Annotated in this window: 22 protein-coding genes and 1 tRNA gene; 8 read left to right on the top strand and 15 right to left on the bottom strand. The window is 71.2% G+C overall.

Going from position 1 to position 24488, the window contains the following annotated elements; all coding sequences use genetic code 11:
- Positions 1-6: 6 nt before the first annotated feature.
- From CDO81_RS22905 to CDO81_RS22895, 4 genes are all read right to left on the bottom strand, one after another.
- Positions 7-1365, bottom strand: a complete 1359-nt coding sequence (locus CDO81_RS22905) for a GH1 family beta-glucosidase (RefSeq protein WP_088485561.1) — start codon at positions 1363-1365, stop codon at positions 7-9.
- 224 nt (positions 1366-1589) lie between these two features.
- Positions 1590-2348: a substrate-binding domain-containing protein gene (locus CDO81_RS22900; RefSeq protein WP_277621595.1), complete on the bottom strand. Its 759-nt coding sequence runs from the start codon at positions 2346-2348 to the stop codon at positions 1590-1592.
- A 24-nt stretch (positions 2349-2372) separates the two neighbouring features.
- Complete coding sequence (locus CDO81_RS28535; RefSeq protein ID WP_206602156.1) at positions 2373-2627, bottom strand: LacI family DNA-binding transcriptional regulator; 255 nt, start codon at positions 2625-2627, stop codon at positions 2373-2375.
- Between the two features lie 12 nt (positions 2628-2639).
- Positions 2640-2981, bottom strand: a complete 342-nt coding sequence (locus CDO81_RS22895) for an HU family DNA-binding protein (protein WP_088485602.1) — start codon at positions 2979-2981, stop codon at positions 2640-2642.
- A gap of 115 nt (positions 2982-3096) precedes the next feature.
- On the opposite strand from CDO81_RS22895, the gene CDO81_RS22890 reads away from it, so the two are divergent.
- A complete protein-coding gene (locus tag CDO81_RS22890; RefSeq protein ID WP_158218394.1) occupies positions 3097-5154 on the top strand; it encodes a putative bifunctional diguanylate cyclase/phosphodiesterase in 2058 nt (685 codons plus the stop codon).
- Between the two features lie 205 nt (positions 5155-5359).
- Here CDO81_RS22890 and CDO81_RS22885 read toward each other — a convergent pair.
- From CDO81_RS22885 to CDO81_RS22875, 3 genes are all read right to left on the bottom strand, one after another.
- Positions 5360-5444: transfer RNA gene (locus tag CDO81_RS22885), tRNA-Leu, on the bottom strand.
- A 52-nt stretch (positions 5445-5496) separates the two neighbouring features.
- Positions 5497-7008: an L-piperidine-6-carboxylate dehydrogenase gene (amaB, locus tag CDO81_RS22880; RefSeq protein WP_088485559.1), complete on the bottom strand. Its 1512-nt coding sequence runs from the start codon at positions 7006-7008 to the stop codon at positions 5497-5499.
- 121 nt (positions 7009-7129) lie between these two features.
- Positions 7130-8224 carry a saccharopine dehydrogenase family protein gene (locus CDO81_RS22875; protein WP_088485558.1) on the bottom strand — a complete coding sequence of 365 codons (1095 nt, stop codon included), beginning with the start codon at positions 8222-8224 and terminating at the stop codon, positions 7130-7132.
- A gap of 122 nt (positions 8225-8346) precedes the next feature.
- On the opposite strand from CDO81_RS22875, the gene CDO81_RS22870 reads away from it, so the two are divergent.
- The 3 genes from CDO81_RS22870 to CDO81_RS22860 are packed head-to-tail and all read left to right on the top strand — an operon-like array spanning position 8347 to position 9905.
- The gene (locus CDO81_RS22870; RefSeq protein ID WP_088485557.1) at positions 8347-8811 is read left to right on the top strand and encodes an Lrp/AsnC family transcriptional regulator; all 465 of its coding nucleotides are present in this window, start codon (positions 8347-8349) and stop codon (positions 8809-8811) included.
- Positions 8812-8830: 19 nt separating this feature from the next.
- A complete protein-coding gene (locus CDO81_RS22865; RefSeq protein WP_088485556.1) occupies positions 8831-9403 on the top strand; it encodes an NnrU family protein in 573 nt (190 codons plus the stop codon).
- Positions 9404-9407: 4 nt separating this feature from the next.
- Entirely contained in the window at positions 9408-9905 is a 498-nt protein-coding gene (locus CDO81_RS22860; RefSeq protein WP_088485555.1) for a GNAT family N-acetyltransferase, read from the top strand.
- Here the strand turns inward: CDO81_RS22860 and CDO81_RS22855 are convergent.
- Positions 9895-10866 carry a 2-dehydropantoate 2-reductase gene (locus CDO81_RS22855; protein WP_088485601.1) on the bottom strand — a complete coding sequence of 324 codons (972 nt, stop codon included), beginning with the start codon at positions 10864-10866 and terminating at the stop codon, positions 9895-9897. The genes CDO81_RS22860 and CDO81_RS22855 overlap by 11 nt on opposite strands.
- A gap of 84 nt (positions 10867-10950) precedes the next feature.
- On the opposite strand from CDO81_RS22855, the gene CDO81_RS22850 reads away from it, so the two are divergent.
- The 3 genes from CDO81_RS22850 (at position 10951) to CDO81_RS22840 (ending at position 16358) form a co-directional block, all read left to right on the top strand.
- Positions 10951-13176 (top strand): C1 family peptidase, encoded by a 2226-nt coding sequence (locus CDO81_RS22850; RefSeq protein WP_088485554.1) that lies wholly within the window; start codon positions 10951-10953, stop codon positions 13174-13176.
- Positions 13177-13349: 173 nt separating this feature from the next.
- Positions 13350-13784, top strand: a complete 435-nt coding sequence (locus tag CDO81_RS22845; RefSeq protein ID WP_088485553.1) for a VOC family protein — start codon at positions 13350-13352, stop codon at positions 13782-13784.
- 9 nt (positions 13785-13793) lie between these two features.
- Positions 13794-16358: a serine/threonine-protein kinase gene (locus tag CDO81_RS22840; protein ID WP_088485552.1), complete on the top strand. Its 2565-nt coding sequence runs from the start codon at positions 13794-13796 to the stop codon at positions 16356-16358.
- On the opposite strand, the gene CDO81_RS22835 is transcribed toward CDO81_RS22840, so the two are convergent.
- The 7 genes from CDO81_RS22835 to tsaB are packed head-to-tail and all read right to left on the bottom strand — an operon-like array spanning position 16350 to position 23056.
- Entirely contained in the window at positions 16350-17603 is a 1254-nt protein-coding gene (locus CDO81_RS22835; protein WP_088485551.1) for an NAD(P)/FAD-dependent oxidoreductase, read from the bottom strand. The genes CDO81_RS22840 and CDO81_RS22835 overlap by 9 nt on opposite strands.
- Complete coding sequence (locus CDO81_RS22830; protein WP_088485550.1) at positions 17600-17917, bottom strand: c-type cytochrome; 318 nt, start codon at positions 17915-17917, stop codon at positions 17600-17602. Before CDO81_RS22830 ends, CDO81_RS22835 begins: the two co-directional genes overlap by 4 nt.
- 10 nt (positions 17918-17927) lie before the next feature.
- Positions 17928-19019, bottom strand: coding sequence for a class I SAM-dependent methyltransferase (locus tag CDO81_RS22825; RefSeq protein WP_088485600.1), 1092 nt, complete (start codon positions 19017-19019; stop codon positions 17928-17930).
- Positions 19020-19024: 5 nt separating this feature from the next.
- On the bottom strand, positions 19025-21100 hold the full coding sequence (locus CDO81_RS22820) for a putative bifunctional diguanylate cyclase/phosphodiesterase (protein WP_158218393.1): 2076 nt from the start codon (positions 21098-21100) through the stop codon (positions 19025-19027).
- A gap of 8 nt (positions 21101-21108) precedes the next feature.
- Positions 21109-21897: a uracil-DNA glycosylase gene (locus CDO81_RS22815; RefSeq protein WP_088485548.1), complete on the bottom strand. Its 789-nt coding sequence runs from the start codon at positions 21895-21897 to the stop codon at positions 21109-21111.
- The gene (gene rimI / locus CDO81_RS22810) at positions 21894-22376 is read right to left on the bottom strand and encodes a ribosomal protein S18-alanine N-acetyltransferase (RefSeq protein ID WP_088485547.1); all 483 of its coding nucleotides are present in this window, start codon (positions 22374-22376) and stop codon (positions 21894-21896) included. The genes CDO81_RS22815 and rimI overlap by 4 nt, the downstream gene beginning before the upstream one ends.
- The gene (gene tsaB, locus CDO81_RS22805) at positions 22373-23056 is read right to left on the bottom strand and encodes a tRNA (adenosine(37)-N6)-threonylcarbamoyltransferase complex dimerization subunit type 1 TsaB (protein ID WP_088485546.1); all 684 of its coding nucleotides are present in this window, start codon (positions 23054-23056) and stop codon (positions 22373-22375) included. Before tsaB ends, rimI begins: the two co-directional genes overlap by 4 nt.
- Positions 23057-23079: 23 nt before the next feature.
- On the opposite strand from tsaB, the gene dacB reads away from it, so the two are divergent.
- Positions 23080-24480 carry a D-alanyl-D-alanine carboxypeptidase/D-alanyl-D-alanine endopeptidase gene (dacB, locus tag CDO81_RS22800; protein WP_088485545.1) on the top strand — a complete coding sequence of 467 codons (1401 nt, stop codon included), beginning with the start codon at positions 23080-23082 and terminating at the stop codon, positions 24478-24480.
- The last annotated feature ends 8 nt before the right edge of the window (positions 24481-24488 follow it).

Here is a 24488-nt window from a genome sequence, read left to right as displayed (position 1 = left end):
GCTGCGTCAGCGGCTGGCCCGGTGGCGGGCCACGAAATCGCGGTACCAGTGGGCGCTGTCCTTGAGCAGGCGGGCCTGGGTCGCGTAGTCGACGTGGACCAGGCCGAAGCGCTTGTCGTAGCCCGAGTTCCACTCGAAGTTGTCGAGCAAGCTCCAATAGAAATAGCCCCGCACGTCGGCGCCCAGGCTCATCGCGGCGGCCAAGGCCTGCAAATGGCTGCTGAGGTAGCTGATGCGCGCCTCGTCCGGCACGCGACCATCCACCACGCGGTCGGCATTGGCCATGCCGTTTTCGGTGATGAACATCGGCGGCGGGTTGTACTCGCGGGCCAGCCGAACCAGGTGCTGGGCGAACACCTCGGGCACGATCTCCCAGCCCATGTCGGTGAAGCCGCGCTTGCCCGGGCCCGGCACGGTCTTGCCGTCGGCATCAAACAGGCTGCGCGTATAGAAGTTGATGCCGAGAAAGTCCAGCGGCTGGCGGATCAGCGCCAGGTCACCGTCTTGCACCCGGGGCGCATCCGCCCCGACATAGGCCAGCGCGTCGGCGGGGTAGGCGCCCCGGAAGATCGGGTCCATGTACCAGCGCACGTTCAGCCCATCGTCGATGCGCGCGGCGCGGCGGTCGGCTTCGTTCGGCGTGGCCGGGAAGGACGGCGTGTGGTTGAGCACGATGCCCAGGCGTGTCTTGCAAACCGCCCGCATGGCCTGCACGGCGGCACCGTGGGACAGCATCAGGTGGTGGGCGACCTGCAGGCTTTCGGCGCGGCTGGTGTGGCCAGGCGCGAATTGCGCCGTCTCGTAACCCAGGGTGGCGGTGCACCACGGTTCGTTGTGCGTGGCGATGCTGGCCAGCCGGTCGCCGAAGCGGCGCGCCACCTCGGCCGCGTAGGTCGCGAAATGCCCGACCACGTCGCGCGACAGCCAGCCGCCCAAGCCCTCGTCCAGCGCCTGCGGCAGGTCCCAGTGATAAAGCGTGGCGTGGGGCTGGATGCCGGCTTCGAGCAGGCTGTCGATCAGGCGGTCGTAGAAGCCGAAGCCCGCCTCGTTCCAGGCGCCCTGCCCCAAGGGCTGCACCCGCGGCCAGGCGAAGCTGAAGCGGTAGCAGTCCAGGCCCAGGTCCTTGATCAGGGCCACGTCGTCACGGAAGCGGTGGTAGTGATCGCAGGCGACGTCGATGTTGGAGCCGTCCTTGATGCGGCCGGGCTGGCGGCAGAAGGCGTCCCAGATGGACGCGCCCTTGCCGTCTTCGAACGCGGCGCCCTCGATCTGCGCGGCGCTGGTGGCCACGCCCCAGCGGAAGTCGGACGGGAAAGCGGCGGCCAGGGCAGCCGGGTCGATGCGGGTGGTGTCGGAGAGGTTCATGGCAGCGAAGGGCGGCGCGCGGCGAGCCCGAGAACGGAAATGGCGGCGCGCCAGAGGACGCTCGCCGGGTTTGCAGCAGGCTCACGCTGGAGCCCGACCCTGGGCGCCGGTGCACTGCAACTGCCGACCCCACCGGGGCATCTTGCCGCCGATTGACAACGCTGTCAATTCACCACGAGAGCGCGGCGCGTGAGGCGGCCGGGCGGGCCGCCGGCGAGGCAGGGTCAGCGGGCGCGAGTGGAGTCCCGCACGACGAGCTCGTGCGGCAGGACCTTGTGCAGGTCGGCCTCGTCCTCGGGCGCGGTCATGTCGGGGCGCTGCACCGACACCAGCATCTCGACCGCGGCGCGCGCCATCTCGGCGACCGGCTGGCGCACGGTGGTCAGCGGCGGCCAGACCAGCGCGGCGGTCGGCGAATCGTCGAAGCCGGCGACCGACAGCTCGCCCGGCACCGACAGGCCCAGGCGCTGGGCCGCGGCGAGCACGCCCAGGGCCATGTCGTCATTGCTGGCGAACACGGCGGTGGGCCGCTGGCGGCGGCTGAGCAGCTGATGCGCTGCGTCCCGGCCGCTGGCAAAGGTGAACTGGCCCGGCTGGACCAGCTCGGGATCGGGCTGCAGACCGTGCGCGCGCAGCGCCTGGACGAAGCCCTGGTAACGCAGCGCACTGGCGGACTGGTCCGGTGGCCCCTTGATGAAGGCGATGTGCTCGTGGCCCAGGCTCAGCAGCAGGTTGGTGATCTCTTCGGCCGCATGCACGTCGTCCATGCGCACCGAAGGCACGCCGCGCAGGTCACGCTCGGGCGACATCAGCACGCACGGGGTGCCGCTGTCGCGCAGCGCGGCCAGCACCTCGGGGTTGTCGCACAGCGGCGGCGTGAGGATCATGCCGTCGGGCCGCAGCGCGAGCACCATGCGGTCGATCTGCTGGCGCAGGTCGGGGGCATCGTTGTGCAGGGACTCCACCACCAGGTGGTAGCCCAGCTCACGGCATCGCAGCGTGGCGCCTTACTGCACGCTGCCGACGAAGATGGCGCTCGGGTCGTAGTACAGCAGGCCGATCAGGAAGGATCGCCCGCCGGCCAGGCTGCGCGCCGATTGTTTGGGGCGGTAGCGCAAGGCCTCGACGACCTTGAGCACCTGGGCCCGGGTGCTCTCATGCACCCCGGGCTCGTGGTTGAGCACACGCGAGACGGTCTTGATCGACACGCCCGCCTCGCGGGCGACGTCGACGATGGTGGGACTTCCCCCGCGTGCGCTCACAGCAGAGAAGAATTACTTCTTCTTGGCCTTGGCGGCCGGCTTGGCGGCGGGCTTGGCAGCCGCCTTCTTGGCAGCGGCCTTGGGATCAACGGCAGCCTTGAAGCCAGCACCCGGAGTGAACTTGGGCAGCTTGGCGGCGGCGATCTTGATCTTGGCGCCGGTGCTGGGGTTCACGCCGTTGCGGGCGGCACGGGCGTGCTGCTTGAAGGAGCCGAAGCCCGGGATCGACACGGCGCCACCCTTTTTCACGGTGGTGACGACGGCGTCCAGCAGGGTCTCCAGGATGCGGCCGGCTTCGGCCTTGCTCAGCTCGTGCTTGGCGGCCAGGTGTTCGATCAGATCGGTCTTGTTCATGCGGGGGGTCTCGCGAAATAACGCGCCCGAACGGCTCGGGCGGGCGCGATTGTGGCTTATTGCGAGAGGCATACAGTCCGGCAGAGTCCCGTATCCATCGCGGAGGTCCGTGCCCGTGCAGTTTTCCACTTTGCTCGATGCCCTCCCGCAGCAGGTCTGGAAGGCCGACGCGCAGGGCCGCCTGCTGTGGATGAATGCGCGCCTGGCCGAGGCGCTCAACCGCCCTGCACTGCCATCCCCGTTGGTGAACTGGCTGCATGCCGACGACCGCGAGGCCTTCCGTCACCGCTGGGCGCAGGCCCAGGCCAACGGACGTTTCGAGATGGAGTACCGGCTGGGTCAGCAATGGGTCCTGGCCCAGGCGCAGCGCCTGCCGGACTCGCCCCACTGGCTGGGCACGCACATCGACATCTCCGCCCGCCGCACGGCCGAGGCCCGGCTGCAGCAGGCCGACGAAGTCTGGAAGCTGGCCCTGGAATGCAGCGGCGATGGCGTCTGGGACTGGCATGTGCAGCGGGGCACCGAGCATTTCTCGGAGCGCTACCTGCGGCTGCACGGCTTCCAGCCGGGCGATGTGGACGCCACGCCCGAAGCCTTCGATGCCCGCACCCACCCCGACGACATTCCGCAGATGAACCGCGACCGCGAAGATCACTTCGCGGGGCGCACCGCCATCTACCGCAACGAGCACCGGGTGCTGGCCAAGGACGGCACCTGGAAGTGGGTGCTCAGCCGCGGCATGGTCATCGAGCGCGACACGGCCGGCCAACCGGTACGCATGGTCGGCACACACACCGACATCACCGACCGCAAGCGCCAGGAAGCGCTGGTGTGGCAGCAGGCGCGGGTGGATGCGCTGACCGGGCTGCCCAACCGCCGCGCGCTGCGTGAGCGCATTGACCGAGCGCTGGCCCAGCGGGCGGTGCGCGGGGACGAAGAACTGGCGGTCATGTTCGTCGACCTGGACCACTTCAAGGAAGTGAACGACTCCCTGGGCCACGACGTGGGCGACGCCCTGCTCGGCCAGGTCGCACAGCGCCTGCAAGCCTGCATGCCGCCGGGCGGCGTCGTGGCCCGCATGGGGGGCGACGAGTTCACCGTGCTGCTGGCAGCCGCTGATGCGGCGGCCGCGGCCGAGCAGGTGGGCCGCGACATGCTGGCGGCGCTGTCCGCGACCTTTGATGTCGGCGGCGAACGGGTCTATGTGTCGGCCAGCATCGGCGTCAGCCTGGCACCGCGCGATGGCGTGGAGATCGAGTCCCTTTTCAAGCATGCCGATCAGGCGCTGTATGAAGCCAAGGGTGCCGGCCGCAACCGGTTGCGACTGTTCACGCCGGACCTGCACGAAGCGGTCCAGCGCCGGGCCCGGCTGGCCGCAGAGTTGCGCCAGGCCCTGCCCGCCCGGCAGTTCAAGCTGGTCTACCAGCCCATCCTGTCGCTGCGCGACCCGACGGCACCACCCCGCAAGGCCGAGGCCCTGCTGCGCTGGACCCACCCCAAGCTCGGTGACGTGAGCCCGGCCCAGTTCATCCCGCTGGCCGAGGCCAGCGGGCTCATCGTCGACATCGGCGACTGGGTGTTCCGCGAAGCCGCCGCGCAGGTGCAGGCCTGGCGGGCCCGCGGGCACGCGAGTTTCCAGGTCGCGATCAACAAGTCACCCGTGCAGTTCCTCAGCGAGCGCAGCCAGCAGGCGCATCCGGACTGGGTCGAGCATCTGCGCACCCTCGGCCTGCCCGGTGAGGCCCTCGCCGTGGAGATCACCGAAGGCCTGCTGCTGGAGCGCGACGAGGCGGTGGCCGAGCGTCTGCGCGCGTTGCGGGCTGCGGGGCTGTCGATCTCGCTGGACGACTTCGGCACGGGCTACTCGTCGCTGAGCTATCTGCAGCATCACGAGATCGACACCGTCAAGATCGACCGCAGCTTCGTCGCCGGCCTGGAAGCAGGCGGCAAGGCACTGGCGCTGTGCCGGGCGATCGTGACCATGGCGCATGAACTTGGCATGCAGGTGGTGGCCGAAGGCATCGAGACCGAGGCGCAGATGCGGGCCCTGCAGGCGATGGGCTGCGACTGGGGGCAGGGGTGGTGGTTTGGGAAGGGGGTTTCGGCGGAGGCGTTTGAGGAGCGGTGGTTGGCCGGCGCGGTCCAAGGCTCGGTGACTGGCACGGCACGCTGAAGCGCCCATCGAGGGCGCCTCAGCGGGGACTCGGTCACCTTCGGCGACCCCGGCGGCCGGTGAAGCGCTTGCAAGCGCTTCACCTTCCCCGCGGCGTCGGGCAGGCCGCAGGGCCTGCCCTCGGTCCGCGGTGACGCGCCTTTCGAGTCCTCTCCTGGGCCCCAAAACGCAAAAGGCCAGCACTTGCGTGCTGGCCTTTCTTGTTTGGTGCCCAGGAGAGGACTCGAACCTCCACGGAGTTACCCGCTAGTACCTGAAACTAGTGCGTCTACCAATTCCGCCACCTGGGCTTTCAGGAGCCGCGCATCATAGCGCAGATTTTGCGGCTCTCCGATCAAAAGCTCAGATGTCGAACTTCACACCCTGAGCGAGCGGGAGTTCGCTGGAGTAGTTCACGGTGTTGGTGGTGCGGCGCATGTAGGCCTTCCAGGCGTCCGAGCCGCTCTCGCGCCCGCCGCCCGTTTCCTTCTCGCCGCCGAACGCGCCGCCGATCTCTGCGCCCGAGGTGCCGATGTTGACGTTGGCAATGCCGCAGTCGCTGCCGGCCGCGCTCATGAACGCCTCGGCCTCGCGCAGATCGGTCGTGAAGATGGCGCTCGACAGGCCCTGCGGCACGCCGTTCTGCAGCGCGATGGCTTCGTCCAGGGTCTTGTACTTGAGCGTGTACAGGATGGGCGCGAAGGTCTCATGGCAGACCACCTCGGTCTGGGCCGGCATGCGCACGAGCGCCGGCACGGCGTAGTAGGCCTCGGGGAAGCGGTCCGCCAACGCGCGCTCGCCACCGCTCACCTGGCCGCCCTGCTCGCGGGCGGCGCTCAGCGCGAACTGCATCGCATCGAAGGCCTGGGCGTCGATCAGCGGGCCGATCAAGGTGCCCGGCTCCACCGGCGAGCCGATGGGCAGCTGGGCGCGGGCCCGGTCCAGGCGCTCGACCAGCGCATCGTGGATGCTTTCGTGCGCAATCACGCGGCGTGTCGTCGTGCAGCGCTGGCCGGCCGTGCCATAGGCGCCGAACAGGATGCCGCGCACCGCCAGCTCCAGGTCGGCGCTGGGCGTCACGATGATGGCGTTGTTGCCGCCGAGCTCCAGCAGGCAGCGGCCGAAGCGCGCCGCCACGCGCGGACCCACGGCACGGCCCATGCGGGTCGAGCCCGTCGCCGAGACGAGGGCCACGCGGGCGTCGTCGACCAGCGCCTCGCCCACGTCAGCGCGGCCGATGATCAGCTCGGACAGGCCGTCAGGCGCCGCATGGCCCGCAGCACGGTAGGCCTTGAGCGCACGCTCGAACAGCGCCTGCGTGGCCAGGGCCGTCAGCGGCGTCTTCTCGGACGGCTTCCAGACGCAGGCATCACCGCAGACGAGCGCCAGCGCCGAGTTCCAGGCCCACACCGCCACGGGGAAGTTGAAGGCCGAGATGATGCCCACCACGCCCAGCGGCAGCCACTGCTCCATCATGCGGTGGCCGGGGCGCTCGCTGGCGATCGTCAGGCCATGCAGCTGGCGCGACAGGCCCACCGCGAACTCGCAGATGTCGATCATTTCCTGGACTTCGCCCAGGCCTTCGCTCGTGACCTTGCCGGCCTCGATCGAAACGAGCTGCGCCAGTTGAGCTTTGTGCGCGCGCAGTTCCTCGCCAAAGAGGCGCACCAGCTCGCCGCGCTTGGGAGCCGGCACGACGCGCCAGGCCTTGAAGGCTTCGTGGGCACGGCCGATGGCGGCCTGCATGTCGCCGCGCGAGGCGGTCGGGATCTGGGCCAGCACGCCGCCGTCAATCGGCGAGCGCACGGTGAGGTCGCCGGCAGTCGGCAGGTGAACGCCCAGGGCGTCGAGGAGGGAATGGGTGGAATTCGTCATGGCGTGATCATCTCGCGATCGAAGAACACAGCCACAGAGACGCAGAGGCACAGAGAAGCCGTGCCGCGCCCTCTGTGTCTCTGTGCCTCTGTAGCTTGGTCCGGCTTCAACAAATGGCGAATCAGGAAATCGACTCGACCTGACGGCTTTGCTGATAGGCCGCGCCGAAGCGGTTGGCCAGGAAGTCGGGCAGCGCGACCTGCTCCTGGCGCACGAAGCCCTTCTGCGGCAGCTTGCCTTCGCGGAACAGGTCGACCGCGGCGCAGATGCCGGCTGCGGTCGTGATCTGGATGGCCGACAGCGGCTGGGCGCCGTCGCGGGTGGCGAAGATCTTGCGCGCGAACACCTCCTGCAGCAGCACGCCGTTCTTCATGCCCGAGACGGTCACGAACACCAGCACCACGTCCTGCATGGTGGCCGGCATGCTCTTGCGCATGATGGCCTTGAGGTTTTCCTGGTCGCCCTTCAGACCGAGGTCGCCCAGCAGGAACTGCATCAGGTCGCGGTGGCCGGGGTAGCGCACGGTCTTGTAGTCAAGATTGCGCACCTTGCCCGCCCAGGTTTCGCACAGCGTGCCCAGGCCGCCGGAGGTGTTGAAGGCCTCGTACTCGGTACCGTCCAGACTGAAGTGCTCCAGCCCTTCGAGCGGCAGCGCGGCGATGGTTTCGCCCTCGTGGATGGCCTCGCAGGGGTGGCAGTATTCGTTGATGAGCCCGTCGACCGACCAGGTCAGGTTGTACTTGAGCGCGTTGGTCGGGAAGGCCGGCAGCGCGCCGACGCGCATTTGCACGTCGCGCACGCTGTCAAAGCCGCTGGCCAGGTGGTGGGCCACGATGCCGATGAAACCCGGCGCCAGGCCGCACTGCGGCATGAAGGCGGTGCGGGCGCCCTCGGCCATCTGCTTGATGGCCTTGGTGGCGGCCACGTCCTCGGTCAGGTCGAAATAGTGGCAGCCGCATTCCAGCGCCAGTTCGGCCGCGGTGATGGCCAGGTGGTAGGGCAGCGCATTGACGACCGCATCCTTGCCGCGGAGCTGCGCGGCGAGCGCCGCACGGTTGTCGCTGTCGACTCCGGCCGTGGCAATGCCCTCGTCGGCCAGCGCCTTCAGGTAGGCCGGGTTCTTGTCCAGCACCGTGACCTGATAGTCGCCCGTGGCGTGCAGCAGGCGGGCGATGGTCTGGCCGATGTGGCCGGCGCCAAGCAGGGCGATCTTCATGGAGGCTCCTCAAGATGACAGATGGACTGCGGCGCACTCTAGGCAGAGACCGTGACGAAAGAAAGCACGCTTTCGACGAAATCAATTGCCCTCTCGCCGTTTCGTCGCGATGATTCGCCGTTATGGATGAATCACGGGTAAACACCAGCGCGCCGCCGGACGACCTCGACCGCCGCCTGATCCTGCTGCTGCAGGCCAACGCCCGCGAAAGCACGGCCACGCTCGCACGCAAGCTGGGCGTGGCCCGCACCACCGTGGTCGCGCGGCTGGCGCGGCTGGAGGCCAGCGGCCGCATCGTGGGCTACACCGCGCGCTTGGGCGGCGACGAAGCCGGCCGCAGCGTGCAGGCCTTCGTCGGCATCACGGTCAGCCCCAAGGCCGGGCGCGAGGTGGTCAAGCGCCTATCAGAACTGCCGGAACTGCGCCAGCTCGCTTCGGTGAGTGGTGAGTTTGATTACATGGCACTCTTGCGCGCCGACACTACGGCCCGGCTCGACGCGCTGCTGGACGAAATCGGCGAGATCGACGGCGTGCTGCGCACCAACAGCTCCGTCGTGCTTGCGCTGCGCGTGGATCGACAGACCTAGCCTCACGGAGAACCCCGACATGACCTGGTTGGCCCTGGGCCTCGCCCTCTTTCTTGGCATCCACCTGACCCAAGCCGTCACGCCGCGCTGGCGCCTCGCCATGATCCGGCAGCTGGGCGAAAAGGGCTGGAAGGGCGCCTACACCGTCGTCTCGCTGATCGGCTTCGCGCTGATCCTGTGGGGCTACTCGCTGGCGCGCCAGCAGCCCGTCGTGCTGTGGCCGGCCATCCGCGGCATGAACCACGGCGCCGCGGCCCTGATGCTGGTGGCCATGGTGCTGCTGGCGGCGGCCTATGTGCCGCGCAACCACCTCAAGGCCAAGCTGCAGCACCCGATGACGCTGGCCGTGAAGGTCTGGGCCTTCGCCCACCTGATCGCGAACAACACCTTGGCTGACATCATGCTGTTCGGCAGCTTCCTGGTGTGGGCCATCCTGGTGTTCCGCGCGGCACGCCGCCGCCCCGCTGTGCCGGCAGCCCCCGGCACAGCGGCGGGCACCGCCGCCACGGTCGTGCTGGGCGTCGCGCTGTGGGCCTTCTTCGCGTTCTGGGCGCACGCCGCCTGGCTGGGCATCGCCCCGCTGGGGCGTTGAACCCGTGCCGGCGCTGGCGCAGATCCGGCCCGTCACGGCGGCTGACGAAGCCGCCTTCATCGCCGCGGCCCGCGCGAGCCGCCGGCTGCACCAACCGTGGGTCACCGCGCCCTGCGATGCGCCGGCCTTCGCCCGCCACCTGGCACGTTTCGACTTCCAGGCCCACCACGGCTTTGTCGTGGAGGTGGACGGCCAACTCGCGGGCGCCATCCACCTGACCAACATCGTGATGGGCGCGTTTCGAAGCGGCTATCTCGGCTACTACGCCTTTGCCGGCCTCGCCGGCCAGGGCCACATGACGACCGGGCTGAAGGCCATGGTGCGCCACGCCTTCACCGACCTCGGCCTGCACCGGCTGGAGGCGAACATCCAGCCCGGCAATGCCGCCTCGCTGGCGCTGGTGCAGCGCTGCGGCTTCCAGCGCGAGGGCTATTCGCCCAAGTACCTGAAGATCGGCGGCCGCTGGCGCGACCACGAGCGCTGGGCGCGCCTCAAGACCTGACCCGGCCCGCGTCCATCAACCGCGTCAGCCCCAGCAGCGCATCCAGCATCGGCGTGACCGCGCCCACCTGCTGAGCCAGCTCGCGCGGGGCGGCCAGCAGCGCGTCGGTCTCGATGGCGCGGCCGGCTTCGATGTCCTGCAGCATCGAGGTCTTGAACGCGCCCAGCGAGCGGGTGATGGCATGGCGGTCCTGCGGCGACTGTGCGATCGGGCAGCCCACCTTCTCGCCGATGACGGCGGCCTCGCGCATGATGGCCGTCGTGAACTCGCAGACCAGCTCGTCGGCCAGGATGCGGTCGGTGGTGGCACGGGTCAAGGCCGAGACGGGGTTGGTCGTCATGTTGCCCCAGAGCTTGTAGAAGACCTCGCGCTGGATGCTGTCCACCGCCTTGGCGCCAAAGCCCGCGCGGGTCAGCAGCGCCGTGGCCTCGGCCAGCCCCGCACTGCTGCCGCCCGTGGCCTCGCCCAGCAGCAGGCCGTTCCCCATCACATGCCGCACCCAGCCGGGCTCGCGCAGCGCACAGCTGGCATGCACCACGCAGCCGATCACGCGCGCCGGGGGCAGCAGCGCCGCGATGCGGCCGCCCGGGTCCACGCTGGCGAGGGACAGCCCCGGCACCGGCAGCCCGGCCGTGAACCACCAGGGCAGGCCGTTGAGCGCCGTCAGCACCCGCGTGTGCGTGCCACAGAGCTGCGCCACCTGCGCCGCCACGCCGGCCACCGCGGGCCCCTTGACGGCGAGGATGACGAGGTCCTGCTCGCCCAGCTCGGCGGGGTCGTCGCTGGCGTGCAGCGGCGCTCGCCAGGTCTCGCCGCCGATGTCCAGCCGCAGGCCGTGTGCGCTCACGGCGGCCAGGGTGTCACCCCGGGCCAGCGCGCTCACGCGCACATCCTGCAGCCGTTGCAGATGCGCGGCCAACCAGCCGCCGATGGCCCCCAAGCCGACGATGCAGACCTTCATCATGAGGATGAGTCTCGCACGCGCGCTTGTCGGGGATGGGGATAGGTTGACATGATCTGCCGCTTGCATAAAGCGGAGACCCACATGGCCACCAAGACCGCCAAGCCCAGCAAGAAGACAACCCCGCCCGCCGCGCCCAGCCCCAAGCTCGATGCCCGCCCCGACCGGCTCGACCTGCGCGACCTCGTCTACCGCTCGCCGCTGCGCTCGCTGCCACCCCGCTGGCCGATGGACGCCGACCTCAAGCGCCTGCTGCCGGCCTACGTGAAGGCCGGCCGCATCCTCAACCAGGGCAACGAAGGCGCCTGCACCGGCTTCGGCCTGGCCTGCGTCACCAACTACCTCTACTGGCTGCGGCACCTCGCCGCACCGCGCAGCCGCCGCCTGCCCGAGCTGGTGAGCCCGCGCATGTTCTACGAGCTGGCCAAGCTCTACGACGAATGGCCCGGGCAGGACTACGAAGGCTCCTCCTGCCGCGGCGCGCTCAAGGGCTGGCACAAGCATGGCATCTGCTCGGCGGCGCTGTGGCCCTACCCGCTCGACAAGGACGGCAACGGCGTGTTCGAGCGTCCCCAGCCCGGCTGGGACGAAGACGCCACCACCCGGGCGCTCGGCGTGTACTACCGCGTCGACAAGAAGAGCGTGGTGGACATGCAGGCCGCCATCTACGAGATCGGCGCGATCTACGTGTCGGCCGACGTGCACGATGGCTGGACCCTGGACGCCAGCCCCATGCCTGCCAGCCACGACAAGCTGCCGCGCATCGAACGCCAGGTCAAGGCCACCGGCGGTCACGCCTTTGCGCTGGTGGGCTACAACGAACGCGGCTTCGTCGTGCAGAACAGCTGGGGCACCGACTGGGGCGCCAGCGGCTTCGCCATCCTGAGCTACGAAGACTGGGTCACCAACGGCACCGATGCCTGGGCGGTGGCCCTGGGTGTGCCGCAGGACCTGTCGGACATCCAGGGCCGCCAGGCCGCCACCGCCACGCGCGGCAAGGCGGCACGCGCAGCCAGCGGCTTTCGCGTCATGGCCGGCCGCGGGCTCACGGACGTGGGCGCCACGCTGCGCGTGCAGGACAACCCCCGCGACGACCCTTGGCCCTTCAACCACGTCTTCGACCACAAGCCCTACCAGCCGCTGCGCACCGACGCGGCCTACACCCACACGCTGGTCTCGGGCAACGACGGCCAGCTGATGGCCACCGACTTCACCCGCGACCGGCGCGACCGCCTGGGCCTGGCCCGCGAGATCATCGTGGAGCGACCGCTGGCCTGGGCCAAGGCGGCCGGCGGCAAGACGGTCAAGCTCGCGCTCTACGCGCATGGCGGGCTGAACAACGAGCTCGCCTCCGTGCAGCGCATCCGGGTGCTGGCGCCCTACTTCCTGGCCAATGGCATCTATCCGCTGTTCTTCACCTGGAAGACCGGCCCCGGCGAGACGCTCAAGGCGATGGTGGAAGACCTGGCCCACCGCGTCATCGATGGCCAGCGCAGCGAGGGCTGGCTGGACCGCCTGCGCGAAGCCGCCGGCGAAGCCAAGGACCGGGCGCTGGAGGCCGTGGCGCGCCAGTTCGCCCGTGGCATCTGGGCGGAGATGCGCGAGAACGCCGCGGGCGGGGCCACACCCGACCATGTGCTGGACCTGAGCGCCCAGCTGCTGCGCGAGTTGCGCGACCAGCTCGCCAAGGCCGGCAAGACGCTGGAGCTGCACCTGGTGGGCCACTCGGCCGGCTCCATCCTGCTGGGCCATCTGCTGGACCGCCTCGACGGGCGCGACGTGCTGCCGGTGGCGAGCTGCGAGCTCTATGCCGCCGCCTGCTCCAGCGGCTTTGCGGTGCAGCACTACGGCGCCGCCCACCAGGCCGGCGTGCTGCCGCTGGACCGCCTGCGCCTGCATGTGCTGACCGATGGCAATGAACGTGCCGATGGCCTGCCTGACGCGCGCCGCGACATCTACGGCAAGTCCCTCCTCTACCTCGTCTCGCGCGCGCTGGACGATGTGCGCAAGCAGCCCTTGCTGGGCATGGAACGCGCGCTGGTCAAGCCCGACCCCGCCTGGGTGGACGATCAATGGGCGTTGGGGCCGGGCGGCAAGCCCAACCCCGACGTCGCCGCCTGGCTCAAGCTCTGGCCCGCGGGCGAGCTACTGCAGCGGGTGGCCAGCCCCAAGGTGCGCATCACCAAGGCCGGCGACCAGATCGACGCCAGCCATGGCAGCTTCGACAACAACATCGACGTGCTGACCGGGACGCTGGAGCGCATCCGCGGAGCAAGCCTGGTCGCACCGATGGAATGGCTGGATTACTAGACCACCCCCTACGCGCTGCGCGCGCCCCCTCAAGGGGGCACTCCCGACGGCCCGGCGGAGCCGGATCCGTGGGAGTCGCTGGAGGGGCGGCGGCGCTGGCGCGCGCCTTGGGGCGGTGTCGCAGGCAACCCCGTGGTTCCTGAGGACAGCGTTCGGCCGCGAGAATCGGCGCCATGAAATACCTGCACACCATGGTCCGCGTCCATGACCTGGACGCCTCGATGCGCTTCTACCGGGACGCCCTCGGCCTTGTCGAGGTCAAGCGATCCGAGCATGAGGCCGGCCGCTTCACCCTCGTGTACCTGGCCGCCCCGGGCGATGAAGACGCCCAGGTCGAGCTGACCTACAACTGGCCCGACGCCGACGGCAAGGCCGAGGTCTACACCGGCGGCCGCAATTTCGGCCACCTGGCCTATGCCGTCCAGGACATCTATGCCGCCTGCGCCAAGCTGCAGCAGCACGGCGTGACCATCAACCGCCCGCCGCGCGACGGCCGCATGGCCTTCGTGCGCTCGCCCGACGGCATCTCGGTCGAGCTGCTGCAGGCTGGCCCGGCCCTGCCGCCGGCCGAGCCCTGGGCCTCGATGCCGAACACCGGCAGTTGGTAAGGCCCTGCCATGGCGACGGCTGACCCGGCCGACGCCTCGCTGACCGGTCAGCGACTGGGCCCCTGGGTGCTCTCTCACCGCCTCGGCCGGGGCGGCCTGGGCGAGGTCTGGCACGCCCAGCGCGACGACGGGCTCTACGACGGTCGGGTGGCGATCAAGCGGCTGCACGGCGATGGCACCTCGCCCGCCGTGGCGCGGCGTATGCGCCGCGAGCGCGCGGCGCTGGGCCGGCTCGCCCATCCGCACATCGCGGCCCTGCTGGACGCCGGGGTGCAAGGCTCTCACGCCTACCTCGTGCTGGAGCTGGTGGACGGTCCGCCGCTTGCCGAGCACGCCCGCGCCCTGGACCTCTCGGCCCGCGTCGCCCTGCTGCTGCAGGTGGCCGAAGCGGTCGAGCATGCGCACGGCCGCCTGGTCGTGCATCGCGACCTCAAGCCGGCCAACGTGCGCGTCGACGCGCTGGGCGGCCCGAAGCTGCTGGATTTCGGCCTGGCCGTGTCGCCCGACTTCGGCGCGGGCGAGACCCAGGCCGGGCTCACCCCGGGCTACGCCGCGCCGGAGCTGATCACCGACGACGACGGCGGCACGGGCGTGGACGTGTTCTCGCTCGGCGTGATGCTGTTCGAGCTGATGACCGGCTGCCTGCCTTTCGGTCAGCGGCAGGACAACCCCACCGCCATGACGCATGCGGTGCTGCACCAGCCCCCGCACCGGCTGGAGGCGCTGTTGCGCGAGCCTGCCGACGCTGACGGCCCGGGCCGCCCCGTGGATGCCCATCGCGCCCGCGGCGACCTCGAAGCCATCGCCTTGCGCGCGCTCGCCAAGACGCCGCGAGAACGCTACGTGGGCGTGCACGCCTTCATCGAAGACCTGCAGCACTGGCAGGCACGCCGCCCGGTGCTGGCCCGCCGCGGCGCAGGCTGGCGCCACCGTGCCGGGCTGTGGGTGCGCCGGCACACGCTGCCGGCGGCGCTGGCCGGCGCGGTCGCGGTGTCGCTCGCGGCCGGCATGGGCGTGAGTCTGTGGCAGTGGCAGCAGGCCGAAGGGGCACGCCAGCGCAGCGAGACCGTGAGCGGCTTTCTCACGGCGCTGCTGGCCCGCGGCAGCATCCCGCGTGACGGCCAGCTGCCCACCATCATGGAGCTGCTGGACGACAGCCGCGACCGGCTCACCACCCTGGGCGACGATGCGGACGCCCGCGCCAAACTGCTGGAAGTCCTGTCCCGCACCTACATGGCACTGAACCGCTTCGACGAAGCGCTGCCGCTGGGCGAGCAATGGCTGGCGCTGGCGCGACAGCAACACGGCGAGGACACGCCGCCGGTGCTGCTGGCACGCCTGAGCCTGGGGCAGATCCACCAGATCATGGGCAACGACGAGACGGCCATCGCGCTGCTGGAGCCGATCGGCGCCCCGCTCGCGCGTCATTTCGGGCCCGACAGCGAACCGGTGCGCATGCAGTTGTTCAGCCTGGCGGCGGACTACATGCATTCGCATCGCCTGGCCGATGCGGAGCAGGCGCTGGAGCGCGTGCGCGTGTTGACCGAGCAGCTGCACCCGGGCGATGAATACGAGCTCGCCGACTACCTGCAGAACCTCAGCGTGCTGCGGCAGCGCCAGGGACGCCTGCAAGAAGCACTCGCCGTGCTGCGCGAGACACGGCCGATGTGGTCCAGCACCCATCCGAAGATGGGCCGGCAGCGGCTGGTGCTGCGCCAGTCCGAGATGTCGCTGATGGGCGAGAACGCCGACTTCGACGGGCTGGATGCGCGTGTGGAGCCGCTGCTCGCCGACATCCGGCAGGCGCTCGGTCCAGGCAACGACCTGGCCCTGCACGTCCTCAGCATCTATGCCAGCACGCTGCGGCTGCAGGGGCGGCATGCCGATGCGCTGACCGCCCTCGACCGGCTGCTCACCCAGGCACGCGCCGACGGGCAACCGCCGACGAGCCTGTTGGTCTATCGCAGCGAACGGCTGCTGGCCGGGGCCGCACGCGGCCGCTTCGATGCTGCCGAAGCCCGCGCGGTGCTGGGCGAAGCCGCCGCCCTCCCGGCCAGCAATCGCCGCGGGCGCAGCCTGGTGCTGGTGGCAGAGGCCGCACTCGCCGAGGGCAACACCTCGCTGGCGACGCAGGCCCTGCAGCGGCTGCGCGAGTTGCCGCTGCCGCCATCGCTCACCAGCGCCGGCAACCGGCTGGCGCGCGCCGAGGGCCGCCTGGCGCGCGCGCTGGGAGACCTCGACCGCAGCGCGACCCTGCTCAACCAACGCCTCGCCCAGGTGAAGGCCACGCCCGACACCGGCCTCGTGCAGGTGTGGTCGGCACACCTGGACGTCGCCATGACCGCCGTCCTGCAGGGGACGGCCGACAGCGCGGATCGACTGGCCCAGGCGCGTGCCGCACGTCCCGCCCACCTCGCGCCGGGCCATCCGCTGGATGCCGTGCAGCGCTGGCTCGACGCCCGCCACGCGGCCGGCCGGGATGACGCCGCGCCGGTGCGGGAGGCCTGGGCCGATCTCGCCGCCCTGCGCGGCGGTGCCCTCACCCAGGCCAGCCTCGGCGGCCTGCTACTTTGACCCCAGTGCCAGGCTGTCGGCCCAGATGTTCTCGGCCCAGTCCCGCGCCACATCGGCCTCGGCAGCGCTCGCACGCGGCGACACCCCGCCCGCGCCGGCCACGGCCTTCATCGTGCGCTCGGTGGCGTCGTACTGGTAGACGGCGGCCACATGCATGGCTTCGTCGGGCGTGACGAAGCTGTAGCAGGTGTTCATCACCACCGGCGCCGGGTTGACCGGCTGACCCTGCAGCTCGGCCAGCACCGCCGCTGCCGCGACCTTGGCCTGCTGGTTGGCGAGGTGCGCCGACTTCGGCATGCCAGGCGCCGAGAAGACTGCATCGCCCACCACATGCACGCCCGCCGCGGCCTGGGCCTGCATGGACAGCCAGTCCACCCCGACCCAGCGTCCGTTGACATTGGCCAACTCGCGCGCCAGCGACCCGGCGCGCTGAGGCGGGATGAGGTTGAGCACGTCGGCACGCACGTCCTCGAACTCGAAGCGCGCCACGTCGCCGGCCACCTCGCGCAGCTCGGCGTTGGGCTGGTAGGTCAGCACGCCGGCGTGGTGCTCGCGAAAGGCCCGCTCGAACAGCGCCTTCTTGCTCTGGATCTCGGGGTTGGCGTCCAACACCAGCAGCTTGGCGCGCGGCCGGTGGCGGCGCAGCCAGGACGCGATCAGGCAGGCCCGCTCATAGGGGCCGGGCGGGCAGCGATAGGGCGCCTTCGGGATGCTCATCAGCACCACGCCGCCGTCGGGCAGGGCTTGGAGCTGGCGGCGCAGGGCCAGGGTCTGTGCGCCGGCCTTCCAGGCATGCACCACACGGCCGCTGTCCAGCGCGGCGGCGAGGCCGGGCGTGGCGTCGAGCTGGAAGTCGATGCCCGGCGCCAGGATGAGCCGGTCCCAGCGCCGCGTGCTGCGGTCGGCCAGGCGCAGGCTGCGGCCGGCCGGGTCGATGCCCACCACCTCGCCGCGCAGCCGGCGCACGCCCTGGGCCTCCAGCGCCGCGTAGCCGTGGGCGAGGCTCAGCGGCTCGCGCACGCCGGCGATGACGAGGTTGGACATCGGGCAGGAGATGAAGCCGTCGTTGCGCTCCACCAGGGTCACGTCCACGGCCGCGCCGCCCCAGAGCTTGAGGTAGCGCGCGGCGGTGGCCCCGCCGAAGCCGCCTCCCACGACGACCACCTGCGGTCGGGCGCGGCCCGGCGTGGCGCAGCCGGCCAGCGCCAGGCTCGCCGCCCCCAGCAACTCGCGGCGCGCGATCACGGCCGCGAGGCCGGCGCCGGGGCCGGCTGGGCGGCGAAGTAGGCTGCGATCAGGCGCAGCTGCTCCTCGGTGTAGCCCTTGGCGATCTGCGGCATCACGGTGCCGGGCTGGCGCCCCTGGCGGTAGTCGGCCATGGCCGACAGCAGCACCTCGGCCTTCATGCCAGCCAGCGGCGGGATGACCGAGCCGACCGCACGGCCCTGCGTGCCGTGGCACGTGGCGCAGGTGGCGGCGAGCTGCCGGCCGACGCCGAGCTCCTGCGCAGGAGCAGATGACGCCGCCAGCACCGCCGGCAGCAGAACCCAGGCTTTCATCGCACGCCTTTCAGAGCTTGTGCGACCGGTCTCCGCGTTCGAACCCCAGCGCGTCGAAGGGCGCCAGCAGCGGGGCAAAGCCGATCACCTTGAACAACTCGCCCATCTCATGCTCGGCCAGCAGGCGGTGCGCCATCGCGCGCTCGCCCAGCGAGGCGCCGTGCAGGAGGTCGGCGATGCCGCAGTTGAGCAGAAAGTTCGCCTGGCTGGTGTAACCCAGCACGACCAACCCCGCGTCCTGCCCGGCCAAGGCAATGCCGGTGAAGTTGACGTGGGCGGTAATGTCCTTGTCGCCCACCGCCACCAGCGGGTCGGCGTCGGCCTGGTGGGCCTGGTGGCACATCAGCGTGCCGCCGCGGCGCTGCGGGTGGTAGTACTCGCCTTCAGGGAAGCCGTAGTCGATGAAGAAGGCCGCACCGCGCTGCAGGCTGCGCGCCAGCGTGGCGATGAAGGCCTCGGCTTGTGGATGGATCTCGGTCACCGTCCCGGGCACGAAGCCGCCATGGCCAGGGTCCAGCAGCGGCGGGCGCAGGCGGCTGTCTCGGTCCTCGAAGGCGAAGCCCTCGCCGGCCGACACCACGCCGCGCTCGCGCCAGGTCTGGCCGTCGTAGGCGATCAGCTGCACGGGCATGGCGTCCAGCACCTCGTTGCCCACCACCACGGCCTCCAGTGCCTCGGGCAGCGCATCCAGCCACTCCACACGGCCCGCCCAGTGCGCCAGGCGCGCCTGTTGCCGCTCACGCAGCTCGGCCGACAGCTCGACGATGCGGTAGCGCGCCAGGCCGGCGCCCAGCGCATCGAGCTCGGCGATCAGCTGCGCCGCCAGCGCGCCCGAGCCCGCGCCGAACTCCACCACCTCATTGCAGCCGCTCGCCGACAAGGCCTGCGCGATCTGCCGGGCCAGCGCCCGGCCGAACAGCGGCGTCATCTCGGGTGCGGTGACGAAGTCGGAGCCTTCGCTCGGCATCTGGCCGAACTTGCGACGCGCGCCGGCGTAATAGCCCAGGCCGGGGGCGTACAGGGCCAGGCTCATGAAGCGGTCGAACGGCAGCCAGCCGCCCGCCGTCGCGATCTCGGCGTGGATCTTCTCGGTCAGTGTCATGCGGTTCACCGGGCCTTCACCCAGGCTTCGAAATCGGCGGCCGACATCGGCGCCCCCACCAGTTCACCCTGGAACTGCTGGCAGCCCCAGCTCGCCAGCAGCTGCCACTGCGCCGCGGTGCGCACCCCCTCGGCGGTGACGGTCAGCCCCAGGCCCACGGCCATCTGCACGATGGCGCGGGTGATGGCCTGGGCGCCGACATCGTCTGGCAGCCGGGCCACGAAGCTCTGGTCGATTTTGAGCTTGTCCAGCGGCAGCTCGGTCAGGTGGGCCAGCGAGGTGTAGCCGGTGCCGAAGTCGTCGACCGACACCGTCAGGCCCTGGGCGCGCAGCGCGGCCAGCGTGGTCGGCGCGTGCTCGACGTCTTCGATCAGCATGCGCTCGGTCAGCTCCAGCTCCAGCCACTGGCCTGGCGCGCCGGCCTCCGCGAGCACGCGCCGCACGATGTCGCCAAAGCCGTCGAGGTTGAACTGCATCCGCGACAGGTTGACCGCGATGCGCATCGCGCCCAGTCCTCGCGTCAGGCCCTGCTCGCGCCAGCGACGCGCGGTGGTGGCCGCCTCGCGCAGCACCCATTCGCCCAGCGCCAGCATGAGGCGGTGGCGCTCGGCCACGAAGATGAAGCTGTCCGGGCTCAGCAGCCCGCGCTGTGGATGCCGCCAGCGCAGCAGCGCCTCGGCCCCGCTGAGCTGGCCCGTGGCCGCCTCGACCTGCGGTTGGAAGAACAGTTCGAACTCGTTGCGCGTCAGGCCCTGGGCCAGCTCGGCTTCCAGCACCAGATCGGCGTAGGCGGTTTCGGCCAGGGCCGGCTCGAAGAACTGGTAGGTGGCCCGGCCGCGGGCCTTGGCGCGGTACATGGCCGTGTCGGCGTGCTGGATGAGTTCCTCGGCCTTGCGGCCATGGTCGGGGAAGACCGCCACGCCGATGGACGGCGTGACCGACAGCGCGCGACCGTCAGCCTTGACCGGCACCTCGACGACCGACAGCAGTGCTTCCAGCACGACACGGATATCGTCGCGGCTCTCCAGGTCGGACAGCAGCACCACGAACTCATCGCCGCCGAAGCGCCCCACCAGGTCGCTGCCGCGCAGCGCGCCGAGGAGGCGCTCCGACACGGTGGTCAGCACCTGGTCGCCTTCGAGGTGGCCGAGGCTGTCGTTGACGCGCTTGAAGTTGTCGAGGTCGATGAACAGCAGCGCCAGCATCTCGCCGCGGCGCTCGGCGCGGCGCATCAGCAGGGCCATGCGGTCCATGAAGGCCGTGCGGTTGAGCAGGCCGGTCAGGCCGTCATGGTGGGCCAGGTGCTGGATGCGGGCTTCGTTGGCGAGCCGGTCGCGGATGTCGCGGACCACGGCCATGCGCAGCCGCTCCTGGTCGCGCTCCAGCGTGCGCATGATGAGCTCCACCGGAATGCGCGACCCGTCGCGGTGCAGGATGACGGTCTCGTAGCGCAGCTCCTGCCCGAGGCGCATCACCTCGCGCACCTTGGGCACTTCGTCCTCGGCGACGAAGGCCATCACATGCTTGCCGATGAGCTCGTGCCGCGGCCAGCCGGTCAGCTCGCACAGCGGCACGTTGACATCAGTCATCACGCCATCGCGATGGAAAAGGATGCCCTCCACCGTGGCCTGCATGAACTTGTCCAGCCGCGCCTCGGACTCGCGCAGCCGGCGCTCGGCCACGCGGTGGCGGGTGATGTCATACACCAGCACCCAGCTGCCGAGCAGCACGCCGTGCTCGTCGAACTGCGGGATGAGGTGGATCTCGAGGTAAGCCTCCTCGCCGCTTGGATGCGCCAGCAGCCGCTCGTACACCACCGGCTTGAGCTCGCGCACCAGCTCTTCCACCGGTCCGCGCACCTCTTCATAGGCCTGGGCGCCGACGATCTCGCTGAAGTGCTTGCCGATGATCGACTGCTGCGTCAGCCCGAAGGCCTCGGCATAGCCCCGGTTGGCGAACAGGCAGCGATGGTCGGCCGCGCCGTAGAGGGCGATCCAGGCCGGCACATGGTCGGCCAGCATGCGAAAGCGCGCGGCATCCAGCGCCTGCGCCTGCAGATCGAGGGCCTGGGAAGCGCTCACCGGGTCCCTCATGAGGCGCGCAGCAGGGACAGGGCCAGACGCAGGTCGTCCCAGGCACCGGCCTTGTCGGCCCCGGAACGCAGCAGGTAGCCCGGCGCGAACGTGACCACCACCGGCAGGCCGCGCCACTGGTGCACCCGGCCACGCAGCCGGCCCAGCGGCTCGGTGGTGCCGGTCAGGCGGCGCGCCGCCTGCAGGCCCATGGCCAGCACCACGCGCGGCTGCAGCAGGGCCACCTGGCGTGCCAGCACGGCATCGCAAGCCTCCAGCTCAGCCGGCTGCGGGGCCCGGCCGCGCGGCGGGCGGCACTTGACCAGCGGCGTGACGAAGGCGGTCGCGTCGTCGCCGGCCCGGCGCTGGCCGGCGGCCTGGAGCATGCGGTCCAGCAGCCGACCGGCGTCGCCCGGCTGGCTGTCGCCGCTGGCGTCCTCCGACTCGTCCGGCGGATCGGTCACGACGAGCCATTGCGCCTGCTGCAGCGCGCCCTGGCCAAATACCGCGTGCCGGCGCTGCTCGCACAAGCCGCAGCCGCGGCAGGCGGCGACAGCGTCGCGCAGGGCGGGCAGGTCCAGCCCGGCGAAGTCCGCAGCCTGCGCAGGAGCAGCCTGCGTCATGGCCGGCGGCGCCATGACCGCCGCCGGCGCCGGCACGGCCACGCGCATCACCGGCGGCGGCGGTGCAGCCACGACGATGGGTTCCGGCTCGGCGGCCTCGGGCTCGGGCGTGGGGTCCAGTGCCACCGGAAGGCGGTAACCCATCTCGGCCAGCATGGCCCTCTGGCGTTCGTCCCAGCTCATGAGCTGACTCCCAGGCTCATGAGGATGGCGTCCTCGCGGGGGCCTTGCACCACCGGGTAATAGGCGCGCCGCCGGCCGACTTCGGTGAAGCCGTAGCGCCGATACACGTCGCGCGCGCGCTCGTTGCTGACCCGCACTTCCAGCCACAGCTGCATCAGCCCGCGGCGGCGGCATTCGTCCACCAGGCGGTCCAACATGACCACGGCCAGGCCGCGCCCCTGCCAGGCCGGTACCACGGTGATGTTCAGCAGATGCATCTCATCGGCCCCGGGCATGGCCACCCAGTAGCCCAGCAGCTCGGCGCGCGGGCCGCGCAGCACCTCGGCGGGGTAGTCGGCGGCGAGCGAGTCGACGAAATTGCCGTGCGTCCAGGGCACGGGGTAGGCCTGGCGCTCAGCGGCCATGACCTCGGTCAGGTCGGGCACGCGCATCACGGCGGCCTCGAACGGCGGCAGGCCGGGCTGCACCACGGCGTTCATGCGCGCTGCTCCCGCTCCGCGGTGGTGAGGGCCACCTTGTCGCGGATATAGACCGGCAGCGCCTCGGCGGCGTCGCGGGTCTCGCCGCGCTGCCAGGCCGCCAGCGCCAGGGCACCGAGCGCCGCGGCACGCGAGCGGGCCTGGGGCCAGGCTGGCGCTACCGGGCCCAGGGCCTCGGCGTACTCGGTGAGCGCGGACCCGGCCGCGGCGGCGGGCCGGCCCCAGTGGGCAGCCAGCGCGGCGGGTGCGTACAAGGCCGGGGCGTCGAGCACCTGCCAGCTGCCGCCATCGTGGCGGTAGTGGGCGGCGTAGATCTCGCCCATGCGGGCGTCCATCGCGACCCAGACGTCGTCGCCGGCGCCCTGGGCGCGGGCGTCCTCCGCCACCAGCATGAGGCTGTCCACGGCCAGCACGGGCTTGCCCAGCCCGAAGGCCAGGCCCTGGGCCACCGCGCAGGCGGTGCGCAGGCCGGTGAAGGCGCCGGGCCCCTGGCCGAAGGCGACGGCCTCCAACTCGGCCAGGGTCACGCCGGCCTCCGCCAGCAGCGCCTTGACCTCAGGCAACAGCCGCGCCGAAGCCTGGGCGCCGCCGGCGGCCTCGAAAACCCGGGTCTGCGCCGGTGTCACGAGGGCCACGGCCATCGTGTCGGTGGAGCTGTCGAGGGCCAGGAGGAAGGGCATCGGGGCAGTGTAACTTTCGGGTCATGCGCAAACAGGCTCGGGCATGGCTCTTGGGGGGATGGATCGGGGCGTGGATCGGGGGGGTGGCCGCCCAGGGGCTGCCCCTGTCGGTCCAGGTCGCGCTGCGCCAGGCCAACCTGCCCCCGACCGCCCTCGGCGTGGTCGTCCAGGCCCTGGACGAGCCCGAGCCCCGCCTGGCCTGGCAGGCCGCCACGCCGATGAACCCGGCGTCGCTCACCAAGCTGGTCACCAGCATGGCCGCGCTGGAGACGCTCGGGCCCGCGTGGCAATGGCAGACCCCGGTGTGGCTGACCGAAGACGGCGGCCTGGCCGTGCAGGGCAGCGGCGACCCCCGCCTGGGCACCGAGCGGCTGTGGGCCGGTCTCAAGCGCCTGGGCGTGACCGAGCTGCGCGGCCCGCTGCGGCTGGACCGCAGCGCCTTCACGCCCGGCACCGCGGCACCGGGCGATTTCGACGGCGAACCCTGGCGCGTCGGCAACGCCCAGCCCGAGGCCCTGCTGTTGAACGCCAAGGCCATCACCTACAGCGTGCGGGTGGACGGCGCTCAGGCCCGCATCACCGCCGACCCGCCGCTGGACCCGCCCCAGACCGTGCCCACCACCACCGCGCCCTGCGGCGACTGGCGCAGCGCGCTGAAGCTGCAATGGGCCGCCGGCCAGCGACCGCGTTTTGCCGGCAGCTTCCCGGCCGCCTGCGGCGAGCAGAGCTGGACGCTGGCCGACCCCGACCCGGCCACCTACCCCGGCCGGCTGCTGGCGCTGATGCTGGGCGAGGCCGGCATCGCCTGGCGCGGCGACAACGCCCTGGTGATCGAGGCCGCGGCCCCGGCTGCCGCCCCCACCCTCTTCTGGCCAGGGCCCACGCTGGCAGAGGCGCTGCGCGACATCAACAAGAACAGCAGCAACCTCGGCGCCCAGCAACTGCTGCTCACGCTGGCCCGCGCAGCCGGGGTGCCGGCCCCCTCGCCCGACACCGCGGCCGCCTGGCTGCAGGCGTGGCTGGACGTCCATGCCGGCAACACGCCGCCGACGCGGGTCGTCAACGGCTCGGGCCTGGCCCGCGAGACCCGCATCAGCCCCGCCCAGCTCGCCGCGCTGCTGCGCTGGGCCTGGGGCCAGCCCTGGATGCCGGAGCTGCTGGCCTCGCTGCCGGTGGCGGGGCTGGACGGCACGCTGTCGCGCCAGCCGGGGCGTTTTGGCGCGGCCACCGGGCGGGCCCACCTGAAAACCGGCTCGCTGCGCGACGTGACGGCCCTGGCCGGCATCGTGGACGCCCCCTCGGGCCGGCGCTGGGTGCTGGTGGCCGTGATCAACCACGCCCAGGCGCAGGCCGGGCGCGGCGTGCTGGATGCGCTGTTGCGCTGGGCGGCGCAAGACGCGCCGGCCGCCAAGGCGGGCTCGTGAGCCCCGCG

The sequence above is a fragment of the Roseateles puraquae genome (genome assembly GCF_002205845.1).
GTDB classification, from domain to species: Bacteria; Pseudomonadota; Gammaproteobacteria; order Burkholderiales; family Burkholderiaceae_C; genus Pelomonas; species Pelomonas puraquae.
The sequence above is the reverse complement of the archived record's forward strand: the minus strand, read 5'-3'. Positions and strand labels throughout refer to the sequence as shown.

Bases quoted from the DNA above. Each gene is read 5' to 3' on its own strand.
- CDO81_RS22905 (WP_088485561.1), bottom strand. From the start codon at position 1,365: ATGAACCTCTCCGACACCACCCGCATCGACCCGGCTGCCCTGGCCGCC.
- CDO81_RS22895 (WP_088485602.1), bottom strand. From the start codon at position 2,981: ATGAACAAGACCGATCTGATCGAACACCTGGCCGCCAAGCACGAGCTG.
- amaB (WP_088485559.1), bottom strand. From the start codon at position 7,008: ATGACGAATTCCACCCATTCCCTCCTCGACGCCCTGGGCGTTCACCTG.
- CDO81_RS22875 (WP_088485558.1), bottom strand. From the start codon at position 8,224: ATGAAGATCGCCCTGCTTGGCGCCGGCCACATCGGCCAGACCATCGCC.
- CDO81_RS22870 (WP_088485557.1), top strand. From the start codon at position 8,347: ATGGATGAATCACGGGTAAACACCAGCGCGCCGCCGGACGACCTCGAC.
- CDO81_RS22865 (WP_088485556.1), top strand. From the start codon at position 8,831: ATGACCTGGTTGGCCCTGGGCCTCGCCCTCTTTCTTGGCATCCACCTG.
- CDO81_RS22855 (WP_088485601.1), bottom strand. From the start codon at position 10,866: ATGAAGGTCTGCATCGTCGGCTTGGGGGCCATCGGCGGCTGGTTGGCC.
- CDO81_RS22850 (WP_088485554.1), top strand. From the start codon at position 10,951: ATGGCCACCAAGACCGCCAAGCCCAGCAAGAAGACAACCCCGCCCGCC.
- CDO81_RS22845 (WP_088485553.1), top strand. From the start codon at position 13,350: ATGAAATACCTGCACACCATGGTCCGCGTCCATGACCTGGACGCCTCG.
- CDO81_RS22840 (WP_088485552.1), top strand. From the start codon at position 13,794: ATGGCGACGGCTGACCCGGCCGACGCCTCGCTGACCGGTCAGCGACTG.
- CDO81_RS22830 (WP_088485550.1), bottom strand. From the start codon at position 17,917: ATGAAAGCCTGGGTTCTGCTGCCGGCGGTGCTGGCGGCGTCATCTGCT.
- CDO81_RS22825 (WP_088485600.1), bottom strand. From the start codon at position 19,019: ATGACACTGACCGAGAAGATCCACGCCGAGATCGCGACGGCGGGCGGC.
- CDO81_RS22815 (WP_088485548.1), bottom strand. From the start codon at position 21,897: ATGAGCTGGGACGAACGCCAGAGGGCCATGCTGGCCGAGATGGGTTAC.
- rimI (WP_088485547.1), bottom strand. From the start codon at position 22,376: ATGAACGCCGTGGTGCAGCCCGGCCTGCCGCCGTTCGAGGCCGCCGTG.
- tsaB (WP_088485546.1), bottom strand. From the start codon at position 23,056: ATGCCCTTCCTCCTGGCCCTCGACAGCTCCACCGACACGATGGCCGTG.
- dacB (WP_088485545.1), top strand. From the start codon at position 23,080: ATGCGCAAACAGGCTCGGGCATGGCTCTTGGGGGGATGGATCGGGGCG.